This is a genomic window from Streptomyces sp. NPDC040718 (assembly GCF_055593565.1).
In genome coordinates, this window is sequence record NZ_JBVIXO010000003.1 from 103,612 (window position 1) to 124,762 (window position 21,151).

Annotated in this window: 17 protein-coding genes and 2 pseudogenes; 9 read left to right on the forward strand and 10 right to left on the reverse strand. The window is 74.1% G+C overall.

Annotation, left to right across the window (positions count from 1 at the left end; translation table 11 throughout):
• Nucleotides 1-15: 15 nt before the first annotated feature.
• Both ACZ597_RS09230 and ACZ597_RS09235 read right to left on the reverse strand, forming a co-directional pair.
• Complete coding sequence (locus tag ACZ597_RS09230; RefSeq protein WP_471327077.1) at nucleotides 16-744, reverse strand: type 1 glutamine amidotransferase; 729 nt, start codon at nucleotides 742-744, stop codon at nucleotides 16-18.
• A gap of 26 nt (nucleotides 745-770) precedes the next feature.
• Complete coding sequence (locus tag ACZ597_RS09235; RefSeq protein ID WP_385762991.1) at nucleotides 771-2,009, reverse strand: Mur ligase family protein; 1,239 nt, start codon at nucleotides 2,007-2,009, stop codon at nucleotides 771-773.
• Between the two features lie 121 nt (nucleotides 2,010-2,130).
• Here ACZ597_RS09235 and def point away from each other — a divergent pair, with 121 nt between their 5' ends.
• Nucleotides 2,131-2,679 carry a peptide deformylase gene (gene def, locus ACZ597_RS09240; RefSeq protein WP_471327080.1) on the forward strand — a complete coding sequence of 183 codons (549 nt, stop codon included), beginning with the start codon at nucleotides 2,131-2,133 and terminating at the stop codon, nucleotides 2,677-2,679.
• 13 nt (nucleotides 2,680-2,692) lie between these two features.
• Here def and ACZ597_RS09245 read toward each other — a convergent pair whose 3' ends face one another.
• A complete protein-coding gene (locus tag ACZ597_RS09245; protein ID WP_471327083.1) occupies nucleotides 2,693-3,337 on the reverse strand; it encodes a TetR/AcrR family transcriptional regulator in 645 nt (214 codons plus the stop codon).
• Between the two features lie 176 nt (nucleotides 3,338-3,513).
• Between ACZ597_RS09245 and ACZ597_RS09250 the strand changes: the two genes are divergently transcribed.
• The gene (locus tag ACZ597_RS09250; protein WP_471327086.1) at nucleotides 3,514-4,743 is read left to right on the forward strand and encodes an acyl-CoA dehydrogenase family protein; all 1,230 of its coding nucleotides are present in this window, start codon (nucleotides 3,514-3,516) and stop codon (nucleotides 4,741-4,743) included.
• A 29-nt stretch (nucleotides 4,744-4,772) separates the two neighbouring features.
• On the opposite strand, the gene ACZ597_RS09255 is transcribed toward ACZ597_RS09250, so the two are convergent.
• Nucleotides 4,773-5,192 carry an SRPBCC family protein gene (locus tag ACZ597_RS09255; RefSeq protein WP_471327089.1) on the reverse strand — a complete coding sequence of 140 codons (420 nt, stop codon included), beginning with the start codon at nucleotides 5,190-5,192 and terminating at the stop codon, nucleotides 4,773-4,775.
• Between the two features lie 155 nt (nucleotides 5,193-5,347).
• Between ACZ597_RS09255 and ACZ597_RS09260 the strand changes: the two genes are divergently transcribed.
• Nucleotides 5,348-5,533 carry a DUF5999 family protein gene (locus ACZ597_RS09260; RefSeq protein ID WP_125815414.1) on the forward strand — a complete coding sequence of 62 codons (186 nt, stop codon included), beginning with the start codon at nucleotides 5,348-5,350 and terminating at the stop codon, nucleotides 5,531-5,533.
• 145 nt (nucleotides 5,534-5,678) lie between these two features.
• On the opposite strand, the gene ACZ597_RS09265 is transcribed toward ACZ597_RS09260, so the two are convergent.
• Entirely contained in the window at nucleotides 5,679-7,820 is a 2,142-nt protein-coding gene (locus ACZ597_RS09265; protein WP_471327092.1) for an ATP-binding protein, read from the reverse strand.
• Nucleotides 7,821-7,896: 76 nt separating this feature from the next.
• On the reverse strand, nucleotides 7,897-8,865 hold the full coding sequence (locus tag ACZ597_RS09270) for a fibronectin type III domain-containing protein (protein ID WP_471327095.1): 969 nt from the start codon (nucleotides 8,863-8,865) through the stop codon (nucleotides 7,897-7,899).
• Between the two features lie 197 nt (nucleotides 8,866-9,062).
• Here ACZ597_RS09270 and ACZ597_RS09275 point away from each other — a divergent pair, with 197 nt between their 5' ends.
• From ACZ597_RS09275 to ACZ597_RS09300, 6 genes are all read left to right on the forward strand, one after another.
• Nucleotides 9,063-10,652: an ABC transporter substrate-binding protein gene (locus tag ACZ597_RS09275; protein WP_471327097.1), complete on the forward strand. Its 1,590-nt coding sequence runs from the start codon at nucleotides 9,063-9,065 to the stop codon at nucleotides 10,650-10,652.
• Nucleotides 10,653-10,690: 38 nt separating this feature from the next.
• Nucleotides 10,691-11,656, forward strand: coding sequence for an ABC transporter permease (locus ACZ597_RS09280; protein ID WP_471327100.1), 966 nt, complete (start codon nucleotides 10,691-10,693; stop codon nucleotides 11,654-11,656).
• Nucleotides 11,649-12,515, forward strand: coding sequence for an ABC transporter permease (locus ACZ597_RS09285; protein ID WP_471327102.1), 867 nt, complete (start codon nucleotides 11,649-11,651; stop codon nucleotides 12,513-12,515). The genes ACZ597_RS09280 and ACZ597_RS09285 overlap by 8 nt, the downstream gene beginning before the upstream one ends.
• Nucleotides 12,516-12,673: 158 nt before the next feature.
• Nucleotides 12,674-13,558: an ABC transporter ATP-binding protein gene (locus tag ACZ597_RS09290; protein WP_471327951.1), complete on the forward strand. Its 885-nt coding sequence runs from the start codon at nucleotides 12,674-12,676 to the stop codon at nucleotides 13,556-13,558.
• Nucleotides 13,551-14,210 carry an ABC transporter ATP-binding protein gene (locus tag ACZ597_RS09295; RefSeq protein ID WP_471327105.1) on the forward strand — a complete coding sequence of 220 codons (660 nt, stop codon included), beginning with the start codon at nucleotides 13,551-13,553 and terminating at the stop codon, nucleotides 14,208-14,210. The genes ACZ597_RS09290 and ACZ597_RS09295 overlap by 8 nt, the downstream gene beginning before the upstream one ends.
• Before the next feature lie 129 nt (nucleotides 14,211-14,339).
• Nucleotides 14,340-15,911 carry a hypothetical protein gene (locus tag ACZ597_RS09300; RefSeq protein ID WP_471327108.1) on the forward strand — a complete coding sequence of 524 codons (1,572 nt, stop codon included), beginning with the start codon at nucleotides 14,340-14,342 and terminating at the stop codon, nucleotides 15,909-15,911.
• Between the two features lie 29 nt (nucleotides 15,912-15,940).
• Here the strand turns inward: ACZ597_RS09300 and ACZ597_RS09305 are convergent.
• The 4 genes and pseudogenes from ACZ597_RS09305 to ACZ597_RS09320 all read right to left on the reverse strand — a co-directional run.
• Nucleotides 15,941-16,078: pseudogene (locus ACZ597_RS09305) on the reverse strand (cytochrome b/b6 domain-containing protein); the annotation flags it as partial.
• A pseudogene (locus tag ACZ597_RS09310) lies at nucleotides 16,078-16,380 on the reverse strand (molybdopterin-dependent oxidoreductase); the annotation flags it as partial. The pseudogenes ACZ597_RS09305 and ACZ597_RS09310, both read right to left, overlap by 1 nt.
• Before the next feature lie 80 nt (nucleotides 16,381-16,460).
• Nucleotides 16,461-20,741 carry an nSTAND1 domain-containing NTPase gene (locus ACZ597_RS09315; protein ID WP_471327111.1) on the reverse strand — a complete coding sequence of 1,427 codons (4,281 nt, stop codon included), beginning with the start codon at nucleotides 20,739-20,741 and terminating at the stop codon, nucleotides 16,461-16,463.
• Entirely contained in the window at nucleotides 20,741-21,103 is a 363-nt protein-coding gene (locus ACZ597_RS09320) for a CU044_2847 family protein (protein ID WP_471327114.1), read from the reverse strand. Before ACZ597_RS09320 ends, ACZ597_RS09315 begins: the two co-directional genes overlap by 1 nt.
• Between the last annotated feature and the right edge of the window lie 48 nt (nucleotides 21,104-21,151).

Here is a 21,151-nt window from a genome sequence, read left to right on the forward strand (position 1 = left end):
GGGGCGGCAGCGCCCCTACGCGGTCTGCGTGGCCGCCGCCATGCGCTCCGCGCGCAGCGCGTCGTACCAGCGGTCGTCTATGGCCGGCAGCGCGTTCACGTCGAGGGCCAGCTTCAGCAGGTGGTCCGCGATGAGCGGGTTGCGCGCCATGACGGGGCCGTGCATGTACGTGCCGAAGACGGTGTCGTTGAACGCGCCCTCGGTGCCGTCGCCGGTGCCGTTGCCGCGGCCCATCGTCACCCGGGCGAACGGCCGGGCCGTCGGGCCGAGGTGCGTGACGCCCTGGTGGTTCTCGAAGCCCGTCAGCTGCGGCAGGCCGAGGCGCGGGTCGATGTCGGCGATGACGTCGCCGACGCACCGCTCGCCCTCGCCGCGCACGGTCACCACGTCCAGCAGGCCCAGGCCCTGCTGCCGCTCGCCCATGTCGTTGACGAACTCGTTGCCGAGGATCTGGTAACCGGCGCAGACGGAGAAGACGATCGCCCCGTTCGAGACCGCGCGCTCCAGACCGCCGTCACGCAGCAGCCGCTCGGCGGCCAGCCGCTGGGGCCGGTCCTCGCCGCCGCCGATCAGGTAGATGTCGCCCGAGGTCGGGATGGGCTGGTCGCTGCGCACGTCCACGCGCTGCACGTCGAGGCCGCGCTGGCGCGCCCGGCGCTCCACGACGAGGCAGTTGCCCTGGTCTCCGTACGTGCTGAGCAGGTCGGGGTAGACCCACACCAGACGCAGGCTGTTGTCGCTCATGCTCTTGTCCTTCGAAGGTCCGGTTACTAGTTGCCGACGCGGCGGCGCACGTCCTGGAACGCCGTGTAGTTGGCGATCAGCTCGATCTGCCCGGGAGGCGCCAGCTGGACGGCCTCGTCGAGGGTCTCGCAGACCCGGAAGTCCAGGCCCGCGACCTCCAGCCGGACCGCGAGGTCGAGCTTGCGGTCGCCGATCACGAAGATCGGGTGCCCGGCGAGGCGCGGGTAGTCCACGTCCCACAGCCAGGAGGTGTCGGTGCCGTCCGCGCCGCGGGCGTTGACCGCGAGGATCACCGGCGCCGGCGGCCCGTCGATCAGCGAAAACGTTTCGAGCCAGCCCGCGGGGTTCTTCGCGAGCAGCAGCCGCAGCTCACGGTTCATGAAGCTCACCACGTCATAGCGGCCGGCCACGGCCTGCACCTGGTACATGCGCTCCAGAGCGACCTGCGGGGGCACGCCGAACACGGCGGCCACGGCGGCCGAGGTGGCGGCGTTGGCCTTGTTCGCGCGGCCGGGCAGCTGGAGGTGGATCGGCCAGGCGCTGCCGTGCGGGTCGAGCACGTGGTCGCCGGAGAGCACCCAGCTCGGGGCCGGGCGGCGGAAGCCGCACTCGCCGCAGAACCAGTCGTCGCCCGGGCGCTGCATGACGCCGCCGCAGGAGGGGCACGACCAGGCGTCGTCCTTCCACTCCTGGCCGGCCGCGACCCAGACCACGTTCTGCGACGAGGACGCCGACCACACGATCAGGGGGTCGTCGCAGTTCGCGACCACGACCGCCTTGGAGCCCTGGAGGCCCTCGCGCCACTTCTCGGCGAGCATGCGGGTCTCGGCCGCGCGGTCCAGCTGGTCGCGGGAGAGGTTCAGCAGGGCGATCACCTTGGGGGTGACGTCCCGGGCCACCCCGGCCAGGTACTTCTCGTCCACCTCGATGACGCCGTACTTGGCGTCCGAGCCGCCGGCGAGCGCCGAGGTGATGCCGGCCGGCATGTTCGCGCCCAGCGCGTTGGACACGACCGGACCGCTGGCCCGCAGGGCCTCCGCGATCAGGCGGGTCGTCGTGGTCTTGCCGTTCGTCGCGGAGACGAGGACGACATCGAGATGCTGCGCCAGCGCGCCGAGAAGATCGGGGTCCAGCCTGAGTGCGACCTTGCCTCCGATCACCGATCCGCTTCCGCGTCCCGCGGCCCGCGACACCGCCGCCGCGGCCTTGCCCGCCGTCACGGCCAGCTTGGCCCGCGGCGAAAGCGGCTCCGTGTTGCCTGCCATCGTCCCTTGTCCTCCTAGCGTCGGTCGCCCCAGCCTATCCAGTACCGGCCGCGGCCTTGACCGCGGCGCCCCAGGTCGCCGCGGATCTCCTCATATATTCGCCCGTCGTACCCTTACCGCCATGCGACAGCGTCCCCTCCCCGGTACCACCGGTTCCGTACGCCCGATGACCCTGCTGGGCGAACCGGTGCTGCACTCTCCCTGCGCCGAGGTCACCGACTTCGGGCCCGAACTCGACCGGCTCATCGAGGACATGTTCGCGACGATGTACGCCGCCCAGGGCGTCGGGCTGGCCGCGAACCAGGTCGGGACCGGGCTGCGGGTCTTCGTCTACGACTGCCCCGACGACGAGGACGTCCGCCATGTGGGACACGTCGTCAATCCCCGGCTGGTCGAGGCGGACGGGGACGAGTTCCGCGGCCCCGAGGGCTGTCTGTCACTGCCCGGCCTGGAGGCGGGCACCGTCCGCTTCGACCGGGCGGTCGTCGAGGGGGTCGCCTCCGACGGCTCCCCGGTGCGCGTGGAGGGGACCGGGTTCTTCGCGCGGTGCCTCCAGCACGAGTGCGACCACCTCGACGGCACGGTCTACGCGGACCGGGTGACCGGCCTGCGCGCCCGCCGGCTGCGCCGGGCGATCGCCAAGGCCCCGTGGGGCGGCAGCCGGGTCTGAACGGCGGCGCGGGTCAGAAGCCGGGGCCGTCCGCGCGGTTGCCGGCGGTGGCCAGGCGGCCCCAGAGCAGGTCGGTGAGGCCCGCCACCAGCGCGGCCCGCTCGCAGGGGCGCTCGCCGAGCCACCAGTCGCCGGCCGCGTGCATCATGCCGACGATGCCGTGGCCCCAGATCCGGGCGAGCTGTTCGCCGCCGGGGCCGAGGTCGACCCGTTCCCCGACCACCTGCGCCAGCTCCTCGCCGAGCCGGCGCAGCAGCGGGGCGGAGTGCAGGCCGACGTCGAAGCCGCGCTCGCTGCTCTGCGAGTCCTCGGCGGGGTGCATCAGGAACCGGTAGACCTGCGGGCGGGCCTCGATGGCGGCGAGATAGGTGTCCAGGGTGGATTCCACCCGCTTGCGGCGTTCGGCCGGGGCGTCGAGCGCGGCGCGCAGGGAGTCGAGCAGGGCGTCGGTGTGCCGGACGGCGAGTGCCTGGTAGAGGCCCGCCTTGTCGCCGAAGTGCCGGTAGAGGATCGGCTTGGTGATGCCGGCCTCCGCCGCGATGGCGTTCATGGAGGCCTTGGGGCCGTCCCTGAGTACGACGCGGTCCGCCGCTTCGAGCAGCTCGCGCCGGCGGCGTTCTCCCGTTCCCGGCTCACCCGGCTGCTGACTGGTCTCCATGACGTGCTTCTCTCCCCGCCCTTGCGATGTGCGTGACGCCCACGCAACGTAACACCCCTCGTACCCCCGTCACCGAATCGGCGGCGCTTGACAGTGCTTACCAGCCGGTAACAGACTGTGGCCACGGTGAGGGTTACCGGCAGTAACGGTAACCGTGTGAGACAGCTGGAGGGGACATGGCGGAGTTCACCATGGAGCTCAACGACGACCAGAAGCAGGTCCGGGACTGGATCCACGGCTTCGCCGCCGACGTGATCAGGCCCGCGGCCGCCGAATGGGACGAGCGGGAAGAGACTCCGTGGCCCGTCATCCAGGAGGCGGCCAAGGTCGGCATCTACTCGCTGGACTTCTACGCCCAGCAGTTCTTCGACCCGACCGGCCTCGGCATCCCCATGGCCATGGAAGAGCTCTTCTGGGGCGACGCCGGCATCGCCCTGTCCATCGTCGGCACCGGCCTCGCGGCCATCGGGGTCGTCGCCAACGGCACCGAGGAGCAGATCGGCACCTGGATCCCGCAGATGTACGGGACCCCGGACGACGTCAAGGTCGCCGCCTTCTGCTCCTCCGAGCCGGACGCCGGCTCCGACGTCGGCGCGATGCGCACCCGGGCCGTCTACGACCAGGCCAAGGACGAGTGGGTGCTGGGCGGCACCAAGACCTGGGCCACCAACGGCGGCATCGCCAACGTCCACATCGTCGTCGCCGTGGTCGACCCGGAGCTCGGCTCCAAGGGGCACGCCTCCTTCATCGTGCCGCCGAACACCCCCGGCCTGTCCCAGGGCCAGAAGTTCAAGAAGCACGGCATCCGCGCCTCGCACACCGCCGAGGTGGTCCTGGAGGACGTCCGGATCCCCGGCTCCTGCCTGCTCGGCGGCAAGGAGAAGCTCGACGAGCGGCTCGCCCGGGCCCGCGAGCGGGCGGCGGCGGGCGGTGGCGAGAGGGTGAAGAACGCCGCGATGGCCACCTTCGAGGCCTCCCGGCCGGCCGTCGGGGCCATGGCCGTGGGCACGGCGCGCGCGGCCTACGAGGTCGCCCTCGACTACGCGAAGACCCGTACCCAGTTCGGCCGCCCGATCATCGACAACCAGGGGGTGGCCTTCCAGCTCGCGGACATGCGCACGCAGATCGACGCGGCCCGGCTGCTGGTGTGGCGGGCGTCCTGGATGGCGGTCGCGGGCAAGCCGTTCACCTCGGCGGAGGGCTCGATGTCGAAGCTCTACGCGAGCGAGGTGGCGAAGAAGGTCACCGCCCAGGCGGTCCAGATCCTCGGCGGCAACGGCTTCACCCGGGAGTACCCGGTGGAGCGGATGCACCGGGACGCGGCCATCTACACGATCTTCGAGGGGACGAGCGAGATCCAGCGCCTGGTGATCGCCCGCACCCTGTCCGGCATGCCGATCCGCTAGCCGCGGCTTTACGGGGCCGGGGGCGCGCCTCAGGCCAGGAGGCGGTCCAGGGCCCGGCTGAAGAGCTGGTGGCCCGCGCGGGCCACCAGCGGGTCCAGGGCCCGGGGGAGGGGGCGCAGGCGCAGGTCCTCGCGCCAGTGGACCTCCGTGCCCCCGGCGGGGGCCGGGTGGAGCTCGATCTCCGCCCAGCCCGTCACCGTCCTGCCTCGCTTCTCCAGCCGGACCAGGTTCGGGGGCTCCCAGACGACGACCTCCATGGCGTCGTCCAACGTGACGCTTCCCACTCCCGTGCGCGCCGTGAAGCGCGTTCCGGCGCGCGTCGGCGGCTCCGTCTCGATGATCGTCCGGGTCAGCGGCACCTGCGCCCCATGGCGTTCCCAGTCCGTCAGCCGCCTCCACACCTCGGCGGGCGGGAGGGGCGTGCGGCGAATGATCCGGATAACGGGCATGAGCGCATGGTAAGCGGGCATACACACCCTGAACTGGACGTCGAATACGGCTTCCGTCGGAGGGCGGCGATCAGCAATACTCACCGCCACCGTGGATCGTGGGTTCGGCCGGGTGACCACCGGCCCTCCCGCCCCACACTGCGAGGAGGTGCGCCATGTGCTCCCACCAGCCCCCCTGCCCGCCCGCCGACAGCGCCGACCACGAGGCCGCGCGCGTCGTGGCCTCCCATCCCGAACAGGGCTGGAGCCTGCTCTGCAACGGGGTGGTCATCTTCGACGACACCGGTGAACTGCTCCCCGAAGGCCGGACGGTGGAACCCCGTCGCCCGGCGCTGGTCTGAGCGAGGAGGCAGCATGCGTCAGCAGCTGATCCGCAAGCCCGTCCCCAAGCCCGCCCCCCGAGACCTGGACCTGCGCACGCCGTCGGGCAGACCCCTCCCGTACTGACGGGAGCCCAGGCATCAAGCGGCCCACCGGCTGTGCGACCTAGCCGGTGGGTGCCGCCGCACCACCCCTGAACGCGGTCTCGTACGCCGCGTCGCCGATCGCCGCCCTGGCCTGACGCTCGCCCTGGTCCCGCAGGGCCGTCAGCGAGGGCGAGCCCATCTGGGGCCGGCCCACCGTGCGCCACCAGGCGTGCCCGGTGCCGAGCAGCCGCGCCGCCAGCTCCCCGTCGCCGAGGGCCGCCACCGCCGCCGCGAGCAGGTCCAGGCCCAGCGCGATGCCGAAGCGGTCGCCGAGCAGCCGCTTCCCGGACAGCATGGCCCGTACGTGCCGGGAGGCCTCGCCGTACTGGCCGAGCCCCAGCGCCGCGACGGCCAGCACGTAGTCCGCGTACGCCCGCAGCCAGCGCTCGCCCAGCTCCGCGCACGCCTCGCGCAGCCCGTGGGCCTCCTCGGCGGCCTCCTCGAAGCGCCCGAGGTCGCACAGGGCGTACGCCGTGACCAGCCGGCACAGCAGCCGGCCCGGCCCGTCGGCCCGCCCCCCGTGCGCCGCCCGCGCCGGGGGCCCCGCCAGCGCGAGCGCCTCCACCGGGTCGCCCGGCATCAGGACCGAAACCCCCCGCAGGTAGGCGGCGCGCAGCCGCCGCTCCGGGTCGGCGAGCAGGGACGCCGCCCGGACGCACTCGGCGCCCATCGCCCGGGCCCCGTCCATGTCCCCCTGGAGCAGCATCGTCAGCCCGAGCGCCCACTGCGCCTGGACCCGGGCGGCCCCGGGCTCCGGGGCCCCGCGCAGGGCCCGCTCCAGGAAGGCCCGGCCCTCGTGGACGTGCCCGCACGAGAACCAGAAGAACCACAGGGCCCCGGCCATCTCCAGGGCCTCGGCGGGGTCCGTGCCGAGCAGGTGCTCCAGGGCGGTGCGCAGCTGCGCGTGCTCGGCGCTCATCCTGCGGTACCAGTCGAGCTGGCCGGGCCCCAGCCAGCCCCGGTCGGCGGCCCCGCAGAGCGCGGCGTACCAGTGGGCGTGGCGGTCCGCGACGGTCCGTACCTCGTCGAGCTCCGCGAGCCAGTCGTGGCCGAACTCCCGGATGGTGTCGAGCATCCGGTAGCGGGCGCCGGCCCCGCGCTCCCGGGAGCGCCGTACGACGGACTTCGCGACCAGCCCCTCCAGCACCCGCTCCACCCGTGCGGCGGGCAGCGGCCCGCCGGCGCACACGGCGCGGGCGGCGGCGATGTCGAAGTCCCCGCTGAACACCGACAACCGCGCCCACAGCAGGCGTTCCACCGGCTCGCACAGCTCGTGGCTCCAGCCGATAGCGGTCCGCATGGTCTGGTGCCGGGGCGGGACCACGGCGCGGGTGCCGGCGAGCACCTCGAAGCGCGCGCCGAGGCGCTGCGCCATCTGCTCCAGGCTCCACAGCCGCATCCGGGCCCCGGCCAGCTCCAGGGCGAGCGGGATGCCGTCCAGCCGGCGGCACACCTCGGCGGCGGTCCGGGACCGCGCGGGGTCGGCGAAGTCGGCCGAGGCCCCCGGGCTCGCGGCGAGGGCGCGGGCCCGGAAGAGGGCGAGCGCCTCGCTGTCGGGACCCTCGCAGGAGAGCGGGCGGACTTCGAGCACCGTCTCGCCGGGGGAGCCGAGCCGTTCCCGGGAGGTGGCCAGCACCGTCAGGCCGGGCGCGGACTGCAGCAGTTCGCCCGCCAGGTGGCGGACTTCGGCGACCATGTGCTCGCAGGTGTCGAGGACGAGCAGCAGGGCCTTGTCGGCCATCCACGCGCACAGTTCCTCGTCGAGCGGGTGGACGGAGTGGTCGGCGAGGCCGATGGCGTGCGCGACGGTCGTGGTGAGCAGTGAGGGGTCGCGCAGCGGCGAGAGCTCCACCCACCAGATCCCGTCGGGCCAGGCGCGGCCGGGGCGGGTGCCGTCCGGACGGGGGGCGAGGCTGCGCCGGGTGGCGGCGCGCAGGGCGAGCCGGGTCTTGCCCACGCCGCCGACCCCGGTCAGGGTGACCAGTCTTCGTTCGCCCAACAGGCCGTCGAGGGTGTCCAGTTCGTCGTCGCGGCCGATGAAGCCGGCTGCTTCCGGAGGCAGGTTGCCCGGCGGCTTTCCCGGGACGGCGCCCGGGTCCGGAGTGGGGTCCCCGCATGCGGAGTCTGCCTGATTGTGGTTGACCGAGTACTCACCGAACACGGATGTATTGTGCGCGATCTTCTTTCGCGGGGTCTGCCGTTCGGTCCGGATCCGTCCCGGGCCGCGCGGGCCGGGGTCAGCCGGACAGCGGGATCCGCCGTTCCTCGGAGAAGGCGCCCCAGTTGCCGTCGGGCAGCCGGGCGCGCAGTTTCAGCGTCCAGACCGTGCCGGCGGGCTCGGTGGTGGTGAGCCGGTAGGAGGCCCGGCCCTCGGGGACGGCCCCGGCGCCGAACTGGATGACGGTGACGGGCCGGTCGTTGACGTAGAGCTGGTACTCGCCGGTCGGGCGGCCGGTGTCGGGGGCGGTCCAGGTCAGCTCCACCGCGCCGGGGGAGGCGGCCGCGGTGAACGAGCCGGGGGCCGTGCGCGGGGCCTGGCCCGGGTCGGCGGGGGTGGTCACCGCCACGGGCGGGCCGTCCGGGGAGGAGTTGTCGGAGCCGTCGCGGGCGCGGACGGTGAACACGTAGGCGGTGCCGGGCTGGAGGCCGGTGACGGTGGTGGCCCCGTCCGTGCCGGGCGCGGTGTGGACGCGGATCCCGGCCTGGTAGACGTCGTACGCGGTCACGCCGGTGTCGTCGGCCGCCGCGCCCCAGCTCAGCCGGGCCTCGTGGGGTCCCTCGGCGCGGCCGGTGGCGGTGGGCGGGGCGGTGGGGGCCTGGTGGTCCTCGGCCTTGGCGGCCCGGGTGGTCACCTCGGCCGGGGCGCTGAGCGGGGAGCGGTTCCCGGCGGCGCCCTTGGCGCGGACGGTGAAGGCGTACGTGGTCCGCGGGGAGAGGCCGGTGATGTCGGTCATGGTCTTGTCGGCGGGGAGCTCCCGGACCAACTGGCCGCCCTGGAACACCTGGTAGCCGCTGACCCCGTCGGCGGTGCCGGGCGCCCGCCACATCACGTGGGCCGAGGTGGCGCTGCCCGCCTGCGCGGTCAGCCCGGTGGGGGTCGGCGGGGGCCGGGTGCCGCCGTCCGCGCCGCACGCGGCCAGGACGGCGGCCAGGCCGAGGGCGAGCGCCGCCGCCCCGGCGCGGCGCGGGGAGGTGGTGCCTCGCACGGGGTGCCCCTTCCGCCCTTCAACCACTATTGGTCTAGACATATATGGCACGGGGTGGGGTGGACCCGCAAGACCCCGCGACCGGCGGGGGCGGCCCGGGGGGCCGCTCTGGGTGGGTTCGTCTTCTTCTGCTCTTGTCTGGCATTATTGCGATCTCTTTGCAATAACAGCTGATTTTGAACAGGGATGTGTACAGCATGACGGCCCGGACAGTACGGGGAGCGGCCGGCGCGATGCTCGCCACCGCGCTCATCACGGGCCTGGCGGCCTGCTCGAACCCCTCGGGGGCCGCCTCGCCGACGGAATCCGCGGTGGTCGGGATCGCTACCGAGCCGGAGAGCCTCAGCCCCCTGCTCGGCTACGGCAAGGACGGCAACTCCAAGGTCTTCGACGGCCTGCTCACCCACGACGCGGACATGAAACTGAAGCCCGCGCTGGCCGAGACCCTGCCGGAGGTCTCCGCGGACGGCCGCACGTACACCTACAAGCTGCGCCGGGGCGTGAAGTTCAGCGACGGGGAGCCCTTCTCCGCCAAGGACGTCGAGTTCACCTACCGGACCATCCTGGACCCGAAGACCAACAACGCCTCCAGGACCGAGCTGGACGCCGTCGAGAGCGTCACGGCCCAGGGCTCCGACAAGGTCGTCTTCACCCTCAAGTACCCCTACGCCCCGTTCGCCGAGCGGACCGTACTGCCCATCGCCCCCGAGCACATCGCGGGCCGGCAGGACGTCAACAGCGGCGAGTTCACCACGAAGCCCGTCGGCACCGGCCCGTACCTGCTGACCGGCTGGTCCAAGGGCGAGAAGATCAGCTTCAGGGCCAACCCGGACTACTGGGGCGGCGAGCCCGCCGTGAAGAAGTTCACCATGGCCGTCGTCAAGGACGACGACGTCCGCGCGACCCGGCTGCGCGCCGGGGAACTGGACGCCGCCATCCTGCCGCCGAACCTCGCCCGGGGCTTCGCGAAGGACGGGGCGCGCAAGACGTTCGCCGCCAAGACCTTCGACTACCGCAACGTCACCCTCCCGACGCACAACACCGTCACCGGTGACGTGGCCGTGCGCCGGGCGCTGGACATCGCCGTGGACCGCCAGGCCATGGTCGACAAGCTCCTCGACGACGCGGGCAAGGCCGCCTACGGGCCCGTGCCCACCGACAGCCGCTGGTTCACGCCGGGCACGGAGCGCCCGTACGACCTCGAACGGGCCAAGCAGATCCTCGACGAAGCGGGCTGGAAGACCGGCGAGGACGGCATCCGTGCCAAGGACGGGGTCCGCGCCTCCTTCCCGCTCTGGTACACCTCCGGCGACAAGATCCGCCAGGACCACGCACTGGCCTTCGCCTCCGACGCGAAGAAGGCCGGCATCGAGGTGAAGACGCAGGCCGGGACCTGGGAGGTCATCGAGCCCCGGATGAAGACCGACGCCGTCCTCGCCGGCGGCGGCTCCCCGGCCGACCCCGACTTCGACCAGTACCAGCTGCTGACCTCCTCCCTCGCGGGCGACGGCTTCAACAACATGGCCCAGTACGCCAACCCGGCCGTCGACCGGGCCGTGGCCGACGGCCGCACCAGCGGCGACCCCGCCGCCCGCAAGGCCGCGTACGACACCGTGCAGCGCGAACTCGTCCAGAACCCGGGCTACGTGTTCCTCACCCACATCGACCACCTGTACGTGGTGAACGACAAGTGGGAGGGCCCCTCCACCCAGGTCGAGCCGCACGACCACGGCCTCGGCTCCGGCCCCTGGTGGAACGTCGAGAACTGGAAGCCGAAGCAGAAGTGACGCTTCGCCGCCGTCCGGGCCGCCCGCCCTGGGGGCCGATGGCGCGCATGGCGGGACGGCGGACCCTGTCCGCCGTCCCCGTCCTCCTCGTCGTCACCTTCGGGGTCTTCGCCGTCGCCGCGCTGTCCCCCTTCGACCCCGTGAAGGCCTACGCCGGCACCGCCGGACTCACCGCCTCCCAGGCCGAACTCGACCAGCTGCGCGCCAACCTCGGCGTGGACCGGCCCTTCCCCGCCCAGTGGTGGCACTGGCTCACCTCCGCGCTCACCGGTGACCTCGGCGACTCCGCCGTGATGCGCCAGCCCGTCGCCGACGTCATCGCCGAGCGCGTGGGCTGGTCGGCACTGCTCGCCGGCTGCGCCTTCGCCGTGGCCGTCCTGCTGGGCACGCTGCTCGGGGTGCTCGCGGCCCGCCGCCGGGGCGGGGCCCTGGACCGGGCCGTTTCCGGCCTCGCGTACACCCTGGAGGCGGCCCCCGCCTTCTGGCTCGGCCTGCTCGCCGTCTGGTTCTTCTCCGTACGGCTCGGCGTACTGCCCTCCGGCGGGCTCACCGACGCCGCCGACGACACCGTCACCGCCGCCGGGGTCGCCTCCCACCTGGTGCTGCCCGCACTGGTCCTCGGCATCTCCCAACTGCCCTGGTTCTTCCTCTACGTACGCCAGGGCGTGGCCGACGCCCTCGACGAGGACCCGGTACGAGGCGCCCGCGCGCGGGGCCTGTCCGAGCGGCGGGTCCTGCTGGGCCACGGCCTGCGCTCCGGAATGCTGCCCATGCTCACCCTCATCGGCTCCCGGGTCCCGGAGCTGATCACCGGCGCCCTGCTGGTCGAGACCGTGTTCAGCTGGCCCGGCATCGCCGCCGCCACCGTCGCCGCCGCCACCTCGGTGGACTTCCCCCTGCTGGCCGCGCTGACCGTACTGGCCACCGCCGCCGTACTCGCCGGGAACCTGCTGTCCGACCTGCTGTACGGGCTGGCCGACCCGAGGGTGGGCTTCGATGGCTGACACCGCCTGGCGCCGGCACGCTCCGGACCGCCGCTCCACCCGCGCCCTGCGCGTGCGCACCGCGGCCGCGGTCACCGCCGTCCTCGTCCTCGCCGTCCTGCTGGTGCCCCCGCTGGTCCAGCTCGACCAGCAGGCCGTGGACCTCTCCGCGAAGCTGCTGCCGCCGTCGTGGGAGCACCCCTTCGGCACCGACGACGTGGGCCGCGACCTGCTGCTGCGCTGCGTCTACGGGCTGCGCGTCTCCCTGCTGGTCGGCGTCGTCGCGGCGCTCGTCGCCACCGTCCTCGGCACCGCCGTGGGCGCGGCCGCGGGGGCGCTCGGCGGCCGCACCGACCGGCTCGCGATGCGGGCCGTCGACGCCCTCGCCGCGATCCCGCACCTGCTGCTGGGGATCTTCATCGTGGCCCTGTTCCGGCCGGGCGTATGGCCGGTGGTGGTCTCGGTGGCGCTGACCCACTGGCTCTCCACCGCCCGCATCGTGCGCGCCGAGGTGCTCTCGCTGCGCGGCCGCCCCTTCGTGGACGCGGCCGTTTCCGGCGGCGCCTCCCGGTGGCGGGTCACCGTCCGGCACCTGGTCCCCGGCGTGCTGCCGCAGGCCGGGCTGGCCGCGGTGCTGATGATCCCGCACGCCATGTGGCACGAGTCCGCCCTGTCCTTCCTCGGCCTCGGCCTGCCCGCCCACCAGGCCAGCCTCGGCACCCTCGTCCAGGGCGGCCGCGGCTCGCTGCTCGCCGGGGACTGGTGGCCCACCCTCTTCCCCGGCCTGCTGCTGATCGTCCCCACCCTGGCCATCGCCGGCCTCGCGGGCGCCTGGCGCGACCGCCTGAGCCCCCGCCGCCGCTCGGAGCTGACCCTGTGACCCCGCACCCCGCACCCACGCCCTCGTCCCCACCGGGAAGGGACCCCCTGCCTCGGACCACTGCCGGGGCCGGGTCACCCGAGACGGCGGGGCATCCCGGCCCCGTGAACGCGGGTGGTGACGTCCTCCAGGTGGAAGGGCTCTCCGTCCGCTTCCGGATGCGCGGCGGACGCTACGTCGAGGCCGTCTCCGACGCCGCGTTCCGCCTCGGTCCCGGCGAATGCCTCGCCCTCGTCGGCGAGAGCGGCTGCGGCAAGTCCGTCCTCGCCTCCGCCCTGCTCGGCCTGCTCCCCGGCAACGCCGAGACCGCCGGCTCGGCCCGCCTCGGAGACGGCCTCGACCTGCTCGCCGCCGACGAGAAGACCCTGGCCCGCACGGTGCGCGGCCGCCGCGTCGGCCTGGTCCCGCAGAGCCCCGCCGCACACCTCACCCCCGTCCGCTCCGTCCGCTCCCACCTGGAGGAGACCGTCCGGGAGCTCACCGGCGCCGACGACCCGCGCGCCGCCGCCGAAGCCGCGGCCGCCCGGGCCGCCTTCCCCGCGAGCCACCTCGACCACCACCCCCACCAGCTCTCCGGCGGCCTCGCCCAGCGCGCCGCCACCGCCCTCGCGCTCATCGGGGACGCGCCCCTGCTCCTCGCCGACGAGCCGACCACCGGCCTCGACCGGGACCTCGTGGAACGCACCGTCGACGAACTGCGCGCCCACACCCGGGACGCCGGCCGCGCCCTCCTGATGATCACCCACGACCTCGCGGCCGCCCAGCGCATCGCCGACACCGTCGCCGTCATGTACGCGGGCCGGATCGTGGAACTCGCCCCCGCCGACACCTTCTTCGGCGAACCCGGCCCCCGCCACCCCTACGCCCGGGGCCTGCTCGACGCCCTGCCCGAGCGGGCCTTCACCCCGATCCCCGGCGCCCCGCCCGAGCTGGGCGACCTGCCGCCCGGCTGCGCCTTCGCCGCCCGCTGCGCCCTCGCCGACGCGGCCTGCCGGGCCGGGCGGCCCCCGCTGACCGAAGGGGTGGCCTGCCACCGTGCTTGAGCTCAAGGGCATCACCGCCGGCTACGGCAGCGGGACTCCCGTCGTACGCAACGCGCACCTCGCGCTGCACCCCGGCGAGGCCCTCGGGCTGCTCGGGCCCAGCGGCTGCGGCAAGTCCACCCTGGCCCGGGTCGCCGCCCTGCTGCACCGGCCCGAACGGGGGACGGTGGCCCTCGACGGCCGCGCGGTGACCGGCTTCCGGCACCGGGCCCCGCGATCCCTGCGCACCGAAGTCGGCGTCGTCTTCCAGCAGCCCCGTCTCTCGGCCGACCCCCGCCTCAGGCTGTACGACCTCGTCGCGGAACCGCTCCGGGCCACGGGCCGGCGCAAGGAGGCGGAGGCGGCCGTCGCCGAGCTGGCCGACCTGGTCGGTCTGGGGGCCGACCTCCTCGCCCGGCGCCCCCACGAGGTCAGCGACGGGCAGCTCCAGCGCGCCTGCGTGGCCCGGGCGCTGGTGCTGCGGCCGCGCTGGCTGGTCTGCGACGAGATGACCGCGATGCTCGACGCCTCGACCACGGCGGCCCTGGTCGGGGTGGTCGAGGAGTACCGGAGGCGGACCGGGGCCGGCCTGCTGGCCGTCGGGCACGATCCGGTGCTGCTCGGCCGCTGGTGCGACCGCACGGCGCACTGGAGCGAGATCGCGGACGGCTGACCGACTGTTGCGCCTTCGTGAATCATCCGGCTCGTCCATGGACTCCTCGGGCAGTGCGATCTAGCGTCTGGCGGCGGCGCGATGTCAGACGCAATGTCAACAACACCGAGGAGCAAGGAGGACGACCGGATGTTCCGAAGAGCGCTGAACTGCGCCGTGGTACCGGCCATCGCCGCCCTGACGCTGATCGGCGGGACCGCCCCGGCCGCCCGGGCCGAGGAGATCCCCAAAGCCCCCGGCCACCGCCTGGTCAGCCACTACGACGGCGCCCCCGCGACCGCCGCCCCGCTGCCGGGCGAGGCCCCGCCGCAGCACCCCCACCTCGCGCCCAACGGCCGCAGCGGCATGCACTCGGACGCGGGCGGCAGCGCCACCGCCCCGTGGTCCGGCCCCCTGGGGAAGGACCCCCAGGTCACCAGCGAGAAGATCGCCGCCCTCGGAGGCGAGTGCGCCACCGCCACCTTCGACGCCGGCGGCCGCCTGGTCACCGTCTGCGGCACCTTCTCCGGCTTCAAGGTCAAGCTCCTGGAGCCCCGTACGCTCGCCACGCTCGCGGAGTACCGGCTCCCGCAGCGCTCTTCCACCGTCGAGGCGATCACCTCGCTCGACTTCGCGAAGGTCTTCAAGGACACCTCGGGCGGCGCCTACTTCTACCTGGACGACCAGGACCGCGCGGTGCTGGCCGACTCGCGCCAGCACATCCTGCGCCTGGGCCACTCCCGGAACCCCGACGGGAGCTGGAAGTTCACGGTCGAGGACGACTGGGACCTCACCGGCCAGGTACCGCACGACTGCGTCAGCTGGACCAATCTGTGGCCCAGCGGCACCTGCGACCCCGTCACCTCGGTCATGCCCGACTGGAACGGCCTCATCTGGTGGGTCACCCGCCAGGGCCGGGTGGGCACCGTCGACCCGGCCACCTCGCGGATCCGCTCCATCAGGCTGGAGGGCGAGGAGATCCAGAACTCCTTCTCCGTCGCCGAGGACGGGGTCTCCATCGTCACCGACCACGCCCTGTACGGCTTCCGCACCCGCGCCGACGGCACCCCCGAGGCGCAGTGGCGCCAGACGTACGACCGCGGGACCGGGACCAAGCCCGGCTCCGTGAACCAGGGCTCGGGCACCACCCCGGACCTGTTCGGCAACGGCTACGTCGCCATCACCGACAACGCCGACGACCGGATGAACGTCCTCGTCTACCGGCGGGGCGCCGACGTCCCCGCCGAACGGCGGCTGGTGTGCAAGGTGCCCGTCTTCGGACCCGGCGCCTCGACCACCGACAACTCCCTGATCACCTGGGGCAACAGCATCATCGTCGAGAACAACTACGGGTACGAGAACCCCACCTCGCTGCTCCTGGGCAAGTCGGTCGTCGGCGGTGTCAGCCGCGTCGACGTCCGCGCCGACGGCAGCGGATGCGACACGGTGTGGGAGAGCGCGATCCGCGCTCCCTCCGTGGTGCCCAAGCTCTCCACCGCGAACGGGCTGCTCTACTTCTACGAGAAGGAGCCCAACCGCTGGGGCATCGACTCCTGGTACCTCACCGCGGTCGACTTCCGCACCGGTGAGCGGCGCTGGCGGCAGCTGACGGGCACCGGACCGCTGTACGACAACAACTGGGCGCCGATCACCCTCGGCCCCGACGGCACGGCGTACATCGGAGTGTTCAACGGCATCGTCGCGGTCCGCGACGGCGGCTGACCGCCCGCGAGCTCCGGCGGCCGGGGCCTTCAGTCGCCCGGCCGCCACAGCGGGTGTTCGTGCTCGGCCCACCACCGCGCCACGGAACCGGTGCGCAGGCCTCGCCGGGCCTCCGGATCGCCCAGGGCCTTGCCGGTGTGCGCCGCGAGGACGACGGCCAATGCCAGCCGTCGACGGTGAGCCGGTAGTCGCCCGGACCGCGCTCGGGCACGGAGGCGGTCACCGAGTAGTACCTGAACCCGCCCCCGTTCGGCAGCAGCCCGGTCAGGCCGCTCGGATCCTTGTCGGCGGCCGCGCCGAGCCCCGTCTCCACGCCCCGCCGCAGCCAGGGCGCGGCCGCCGGCCCGGCGGCGCCGAGCCCGACCACGCCGAGGACCAGGCGCCGCCCGACCGGGGCGCCGTGCCCGTCGGGGCCGGCGTCCCGCGGCTCGGGCTCCGCCCGCTGTCCGGTGTTTCCCTCTGTGCTCACCCGCCGATTCGACCACCGGTCCCGCCCGGGCACCAGGGTGGACGGACTTCCGTCAGACTTCCGTCACATCCGGGCGGGCGTCACAGGCCCGCGCACGCGTCGGAGCGGCTGCCCGGGGGGAGGAGGTCGTGCTCCGGACCGGTCAGGGTGCGGGCGGCCAGGTCGCAGGCGCGCCCGCGCCAGGCTTCCGGGTCCAGCGGCAGCACCTCGACCGCAGAGCCCTCCGCCCACGCGAGCCGCTTGCCGTCCGCCGACCAGGCGCCGGTCGCCCCGTAGCCGGGGGTGAAGTGGTACAGCTCGGTGCCCCGTTCCGCGTCCCAGAAGGTGAAGGAGTTGGCAGTGGCCACCGTGCTCAGCCTGTCCGGGGTGGGGAAGCCGTTCAGCCACTGGACGCCCTGGTACGCCAGGGTCCGCCACTTCTTCCGGTCCATGTCCCGGATCCGCAGGACGCCGTCGGTGGTGACCACGGCCAGCTGTCGGCCGGTCTGGTCGAAGGCCATGTGCCGGGGATTGCCCTTCTCGGACTCGAAGGTCTCCACCACCTGGCCCTTCGCGAAGTCCCATAGCTGGATCTTGTCCCCGCCCGTGCGGACCGCTGCCTGTTGGTGGCCCGGACGGCCCGCGATGAAGACGGCGGCGGCCGCTCCCGACAGCTCGACCGGCTCCTGGACCGAGGGCCGGTACGGCGTGCCCGTCTGTGCGCCGGTCTTCAGGTCCCACCGGGACACGTAGGAGACGGCCGAGACGATCGCGTGGTCGTTGCCGTCGTACCAGACGTTGACCCACGCCGGCGTGCGACCCGTGCGCGGATCCGGGCGGGCCGGATCGATGCCCGGGGGAGCGGGCAGCGCGAGGCGGCGGACCTCGGTGAGCGCGGGGCCGCCGCCCGAGGTGTTGACGTCCCACACCAGCACCCCCTGGCCGTCCGCCGTGACGGTCAGCAGCCGCTCGCCGTCCGGGCTGAACAGCGGGTAGCTCCGCGCGAGCGGGGTGGAGGGGCGCAGGCCCGCGAGCTGGCGGCGGGTCGTGAGGTCCCACAGGCGCAGGCCCCCGCCGTCCGCTTCGACCGTGGCGACCCGGCCGTGGTCCACGTCCACGGTGCGGATCAGGCTGGTGAGCATGGCGCTGTCGAAGGAGGTCGGCCGGGGAACCTTGGCGACGACCACGGTCCCGCCCGCGGTGACCGCCACCTTCATCGCCTCCGGGGGCCCGGTGAGGCTGATCGCCGGGAGTGCCGTGGAGCCGGCGACGAACTCGTCCTGCTGCGCGGCGGCCGGCAGGTCGAGGGTCGCGGGCAGGCCGTCCTGGAGGTCCAGCACCAGGAACCGGTACCGGCCCAGGCTCGGCCCGAACCGCTGCGCGGGGTTGATCAGGAAGCGGCCGGTGCGGTCGAGCCGGGGCACGTACAGCGGGCACACCAGGCTCAACTGGCTCGTCGTGTACTGCTTCTTCACCTTCGGCTGCCCGGTCAGGTCCCAGGCCTGGAGGATCCCGTCGGCGGTGCAGCGTACGAGGGTGGAGCCGTCGGCGCTGACCGTGACCGGGCCGACGTCCTGGTTCGCCCAGGGCTCCTCGTCACGGCGGCCGTCGGACAACCGCCAGCGCACGAGCCTGCCGTTCGCCCCGGCGGCGGAGCCCTCCGGGACGATCCGGCCGATGACGGTGTCGGCGTCCGGCCCGAACCAGGCCTGTGAGACGGTCCAGTTCGCCGGTGGTGCGAGCACCGTGCCGACGCGCGTCCCCTCGGGCGCCTGCCACACGGACACCCCTTCTCCGGGGACGGCCATGAGGGCCCGACGTCCGGCGGCGTCGAAGCGCAGGTCGGTGGCCGACCGGGCGTTCTGCCGGGCCTGTTCGACACCGCGCAGCGTCGCCACCCGCCAGGTCGTGCCCTGCGAGCGGACGGCCATCATGATCTGGCCGAGGGAGGTCGAGGCCATGACCGTGCGGCCGTCGGGGGAGGCCGTGGCCAGGTGGAAGCCGGCCTCCTTCCGGATGGATTCGAGGTCCGGTGCTCCCGCGCCGAGGTCGGCGCCCAGCAGGTCACCGGAGTGCAGACCGATGGTGACCCGGGTGCCGTCCTCGGTGAGGACCACGTCCCGGACGTCGCCGCGGCCCTCCAGCGCGATCCGCTCCACGTGCCGCATCCGCACGTACTGCTCGAAGAGGGCCGTTTGCGCCTCGGGGGTTGGGGCGCTGCGGTACGCGGCCGCGCTCATCAGGCCCGAGGTGGCGAGCGAGACGTCGTCCAGCCGGCCCGCCAGCTGGGCGATCTGCGGCGACGCCGCCCTGCGCAGGTCCTCGTCCAGCCGGCCGTTCGCCCCGTACAGCTGCCAGGAGGCGACGGCGGCGATGACCAGCAGGACGCTCAGCAGGGAGATGCCGGTCTGCTTGAGCCGGCGGGAGCGCCGGGACTGCGCCGCCTCGTCGGCGCGACGGGCCAGTCCCGCTTCGAGGAACTCCCGTTCCCGCGCCGAGAGCTCTTCCCCGCGCACTTCGGTCTGGGCGACGGCGGCGTCGAGGGGCGCGCCCGTCGGGAGCTGGTCGCGGGCCTGCCCCAGCTCCTCCCAGCGGTCCAGGTCGCGCCGGAAGCCTGCCCGCCAGGTGAGGAACTCCCGGTCCTGCGCGACCCGGCGGGCCAGGGTGGGCCAGGCTCCGATCAGCGCCTCGTGGGCCAGTTCGACGGTCTGGCCGCGCTCCGGGTCCCCGCCGACGACGAGGATCCGCCGCTCCGCGAGCAGCCCGGCGATCCGCCACCGCTCCTCCCCGGCGTCGGACCGGCTGAGCACCGCGCGCAGCGGGGCCTCGCCTCCGGGCAGCACCCGGACCAGCGCCGTCAGCAGCCTCAGGGCCTCGACCTCGTCGGCCTCCGCGACACAGGCCCGCCAGGCCGCCTCAGCGTGCCGGCCCAGGGCGCCGCGGACGCCGCCGATCTCCTCGTACGAGGCGAAGCGCAGGCGGCCCAGGGCCTGTTCGTCCCACAGCCGGGCCAGCACGAAGCCCAGCAGCGGCAGCGCCCCGGGCTCGGCGCCGGCGTCGTCGAGCATCCGGGTGACGAGGCCGGGGTCGTACGACACGGCGGGGATCCGGGCCAGCGGCCGCAGGATGACCTCGGACATCTGGGCCCGGGTCATCGGCAGCAGAGGCCGGACCGCCGCCCGGTCCAGGGCGGGGCCGAGGACCGGGTGCGCGAGGGCCGCCTCCAGGAAGTCGGCCCGCAGTGTCAGCAGCACCCGCAGTCCGGCGGGGTGCGGCTCGGGGAAGAGCAGAGCCGCGGAGTCGTCGCCGGGCCGGCCCTCCGAGAGCAGCGCCTCGGCCTGGTCGAGCACGACGAGCAGCCGGGCCGCCCGGTCACCGAGGGCCAGCCGGGCGGCCGCGGCCAGGCCGTGCCGGGCCAGGTCCTCCTCCAGCTCCCGCGGCCCCGCCGGCCCGCCGGCGAGCCGGGCCAGTTCCAAGGCGAGCGCCGTGCGGACCGGCAGTCCCTCGGCCGCCCGCACCACCAGCACCTCGTACCCCCGGGCGCGCATCCGGGGCGCCACCCCGGCCAGGGCCAGCGAGGACTTCCCGCAGCCGGAGGGCCCGACGAGGGCCACGCCGGAGCGCGGGCCGCCCGCGTCCAGCAGGTCGGCGACGTCCTCGGCCTCCGGGTCCCGGCCGAAGTACACCTCGGCGTCGGCCTCCCGGAAGGCGGCGAGGCCGCGGAACGGGGAGGCGGGGCTCAGCACGGGGCCGAGCGCGGGGACCTCCGCGATCAGGGTCCGGGTGGGGATCACGAAGCTCTGCCGGTCCCCGGACAGCTGGGCGGCGACCACCATGCCGACCACGGCCCCGGCCTCCTCGTCCCAGACGGGGCTGCCGCTGAAGCCCTTGTCCACGGGGACGCCCTGCCGGTCGGCGCCCGACAGCTGCACCCAGTGCTCGGCGGTCCAGCCGCGCAGCCGGCCCGCGTGCCAGACGCCGCCCGGGAAGGCCGCGGGGAAGCCCGCCACCCGTACGGGGTGGTCCCAGACGCTCGTGGGCGAGGCCATCGCGAGCGCGCCCGCACCCGCGACGGGCGTCCGCAGCCGCAGGACCGCGATGTCCCCGGTACCGTCCGCGCGCAGCGGAACCCAGTGCTCCACCTCGGCCGCGGCCTGCCGGGAGGCCCCGGACAGGGGGCGGTCCAGGGTCAGGACGCCCGTCGGCGCGGGGATCTGCGCACGGGGTGCCCCCAGGGCGTCGGCGACGACGTGTGCGCAGGTCAGCGCCAGGTCGGGGGCCACCAGGAAGCCGACGCCGACCGGTCCGGCCGGGCCCGCGACCCGGACGATGGCCGAACCGAGCACGGCGTCCGCCTGCCCGGCCCCTCCCGCCGTGGCCATCAGGGGGTGTTCTGCGGGGCGCTCTGCGGGGACGGGGAGTTCCAGGTGAGGGTCACGCCGAAGTTGGCCTGGGTGGTAGTGCTGGCGATGACGATGTCCGCCTCCGCCGACAGGGAGACCCCGAACTCCAGGGTGATCTCGTCCGGCCGGTGGGCGAGTCCGCTGAGCCGCCCCACGAAGCTGTCGGCCAGCGGCCGGATGCTGTCCACCATCTCCCCGAAGGACCGCGACGCCCGCGCGACGGAGCCGCCGCCGCGCCCGACCCGCGCCAGCGACTCGTCGACCTCGCGGATCTGCACCCGCAGCACCCCGTCGGTTCCGTCCCCCAGGGGGACCTCGACCGTACGCACCTCGGTACTCATGACCGCCCACCCTCCCCGTTGCCCAGCGGCTCGGCGTCTGGGCAACTC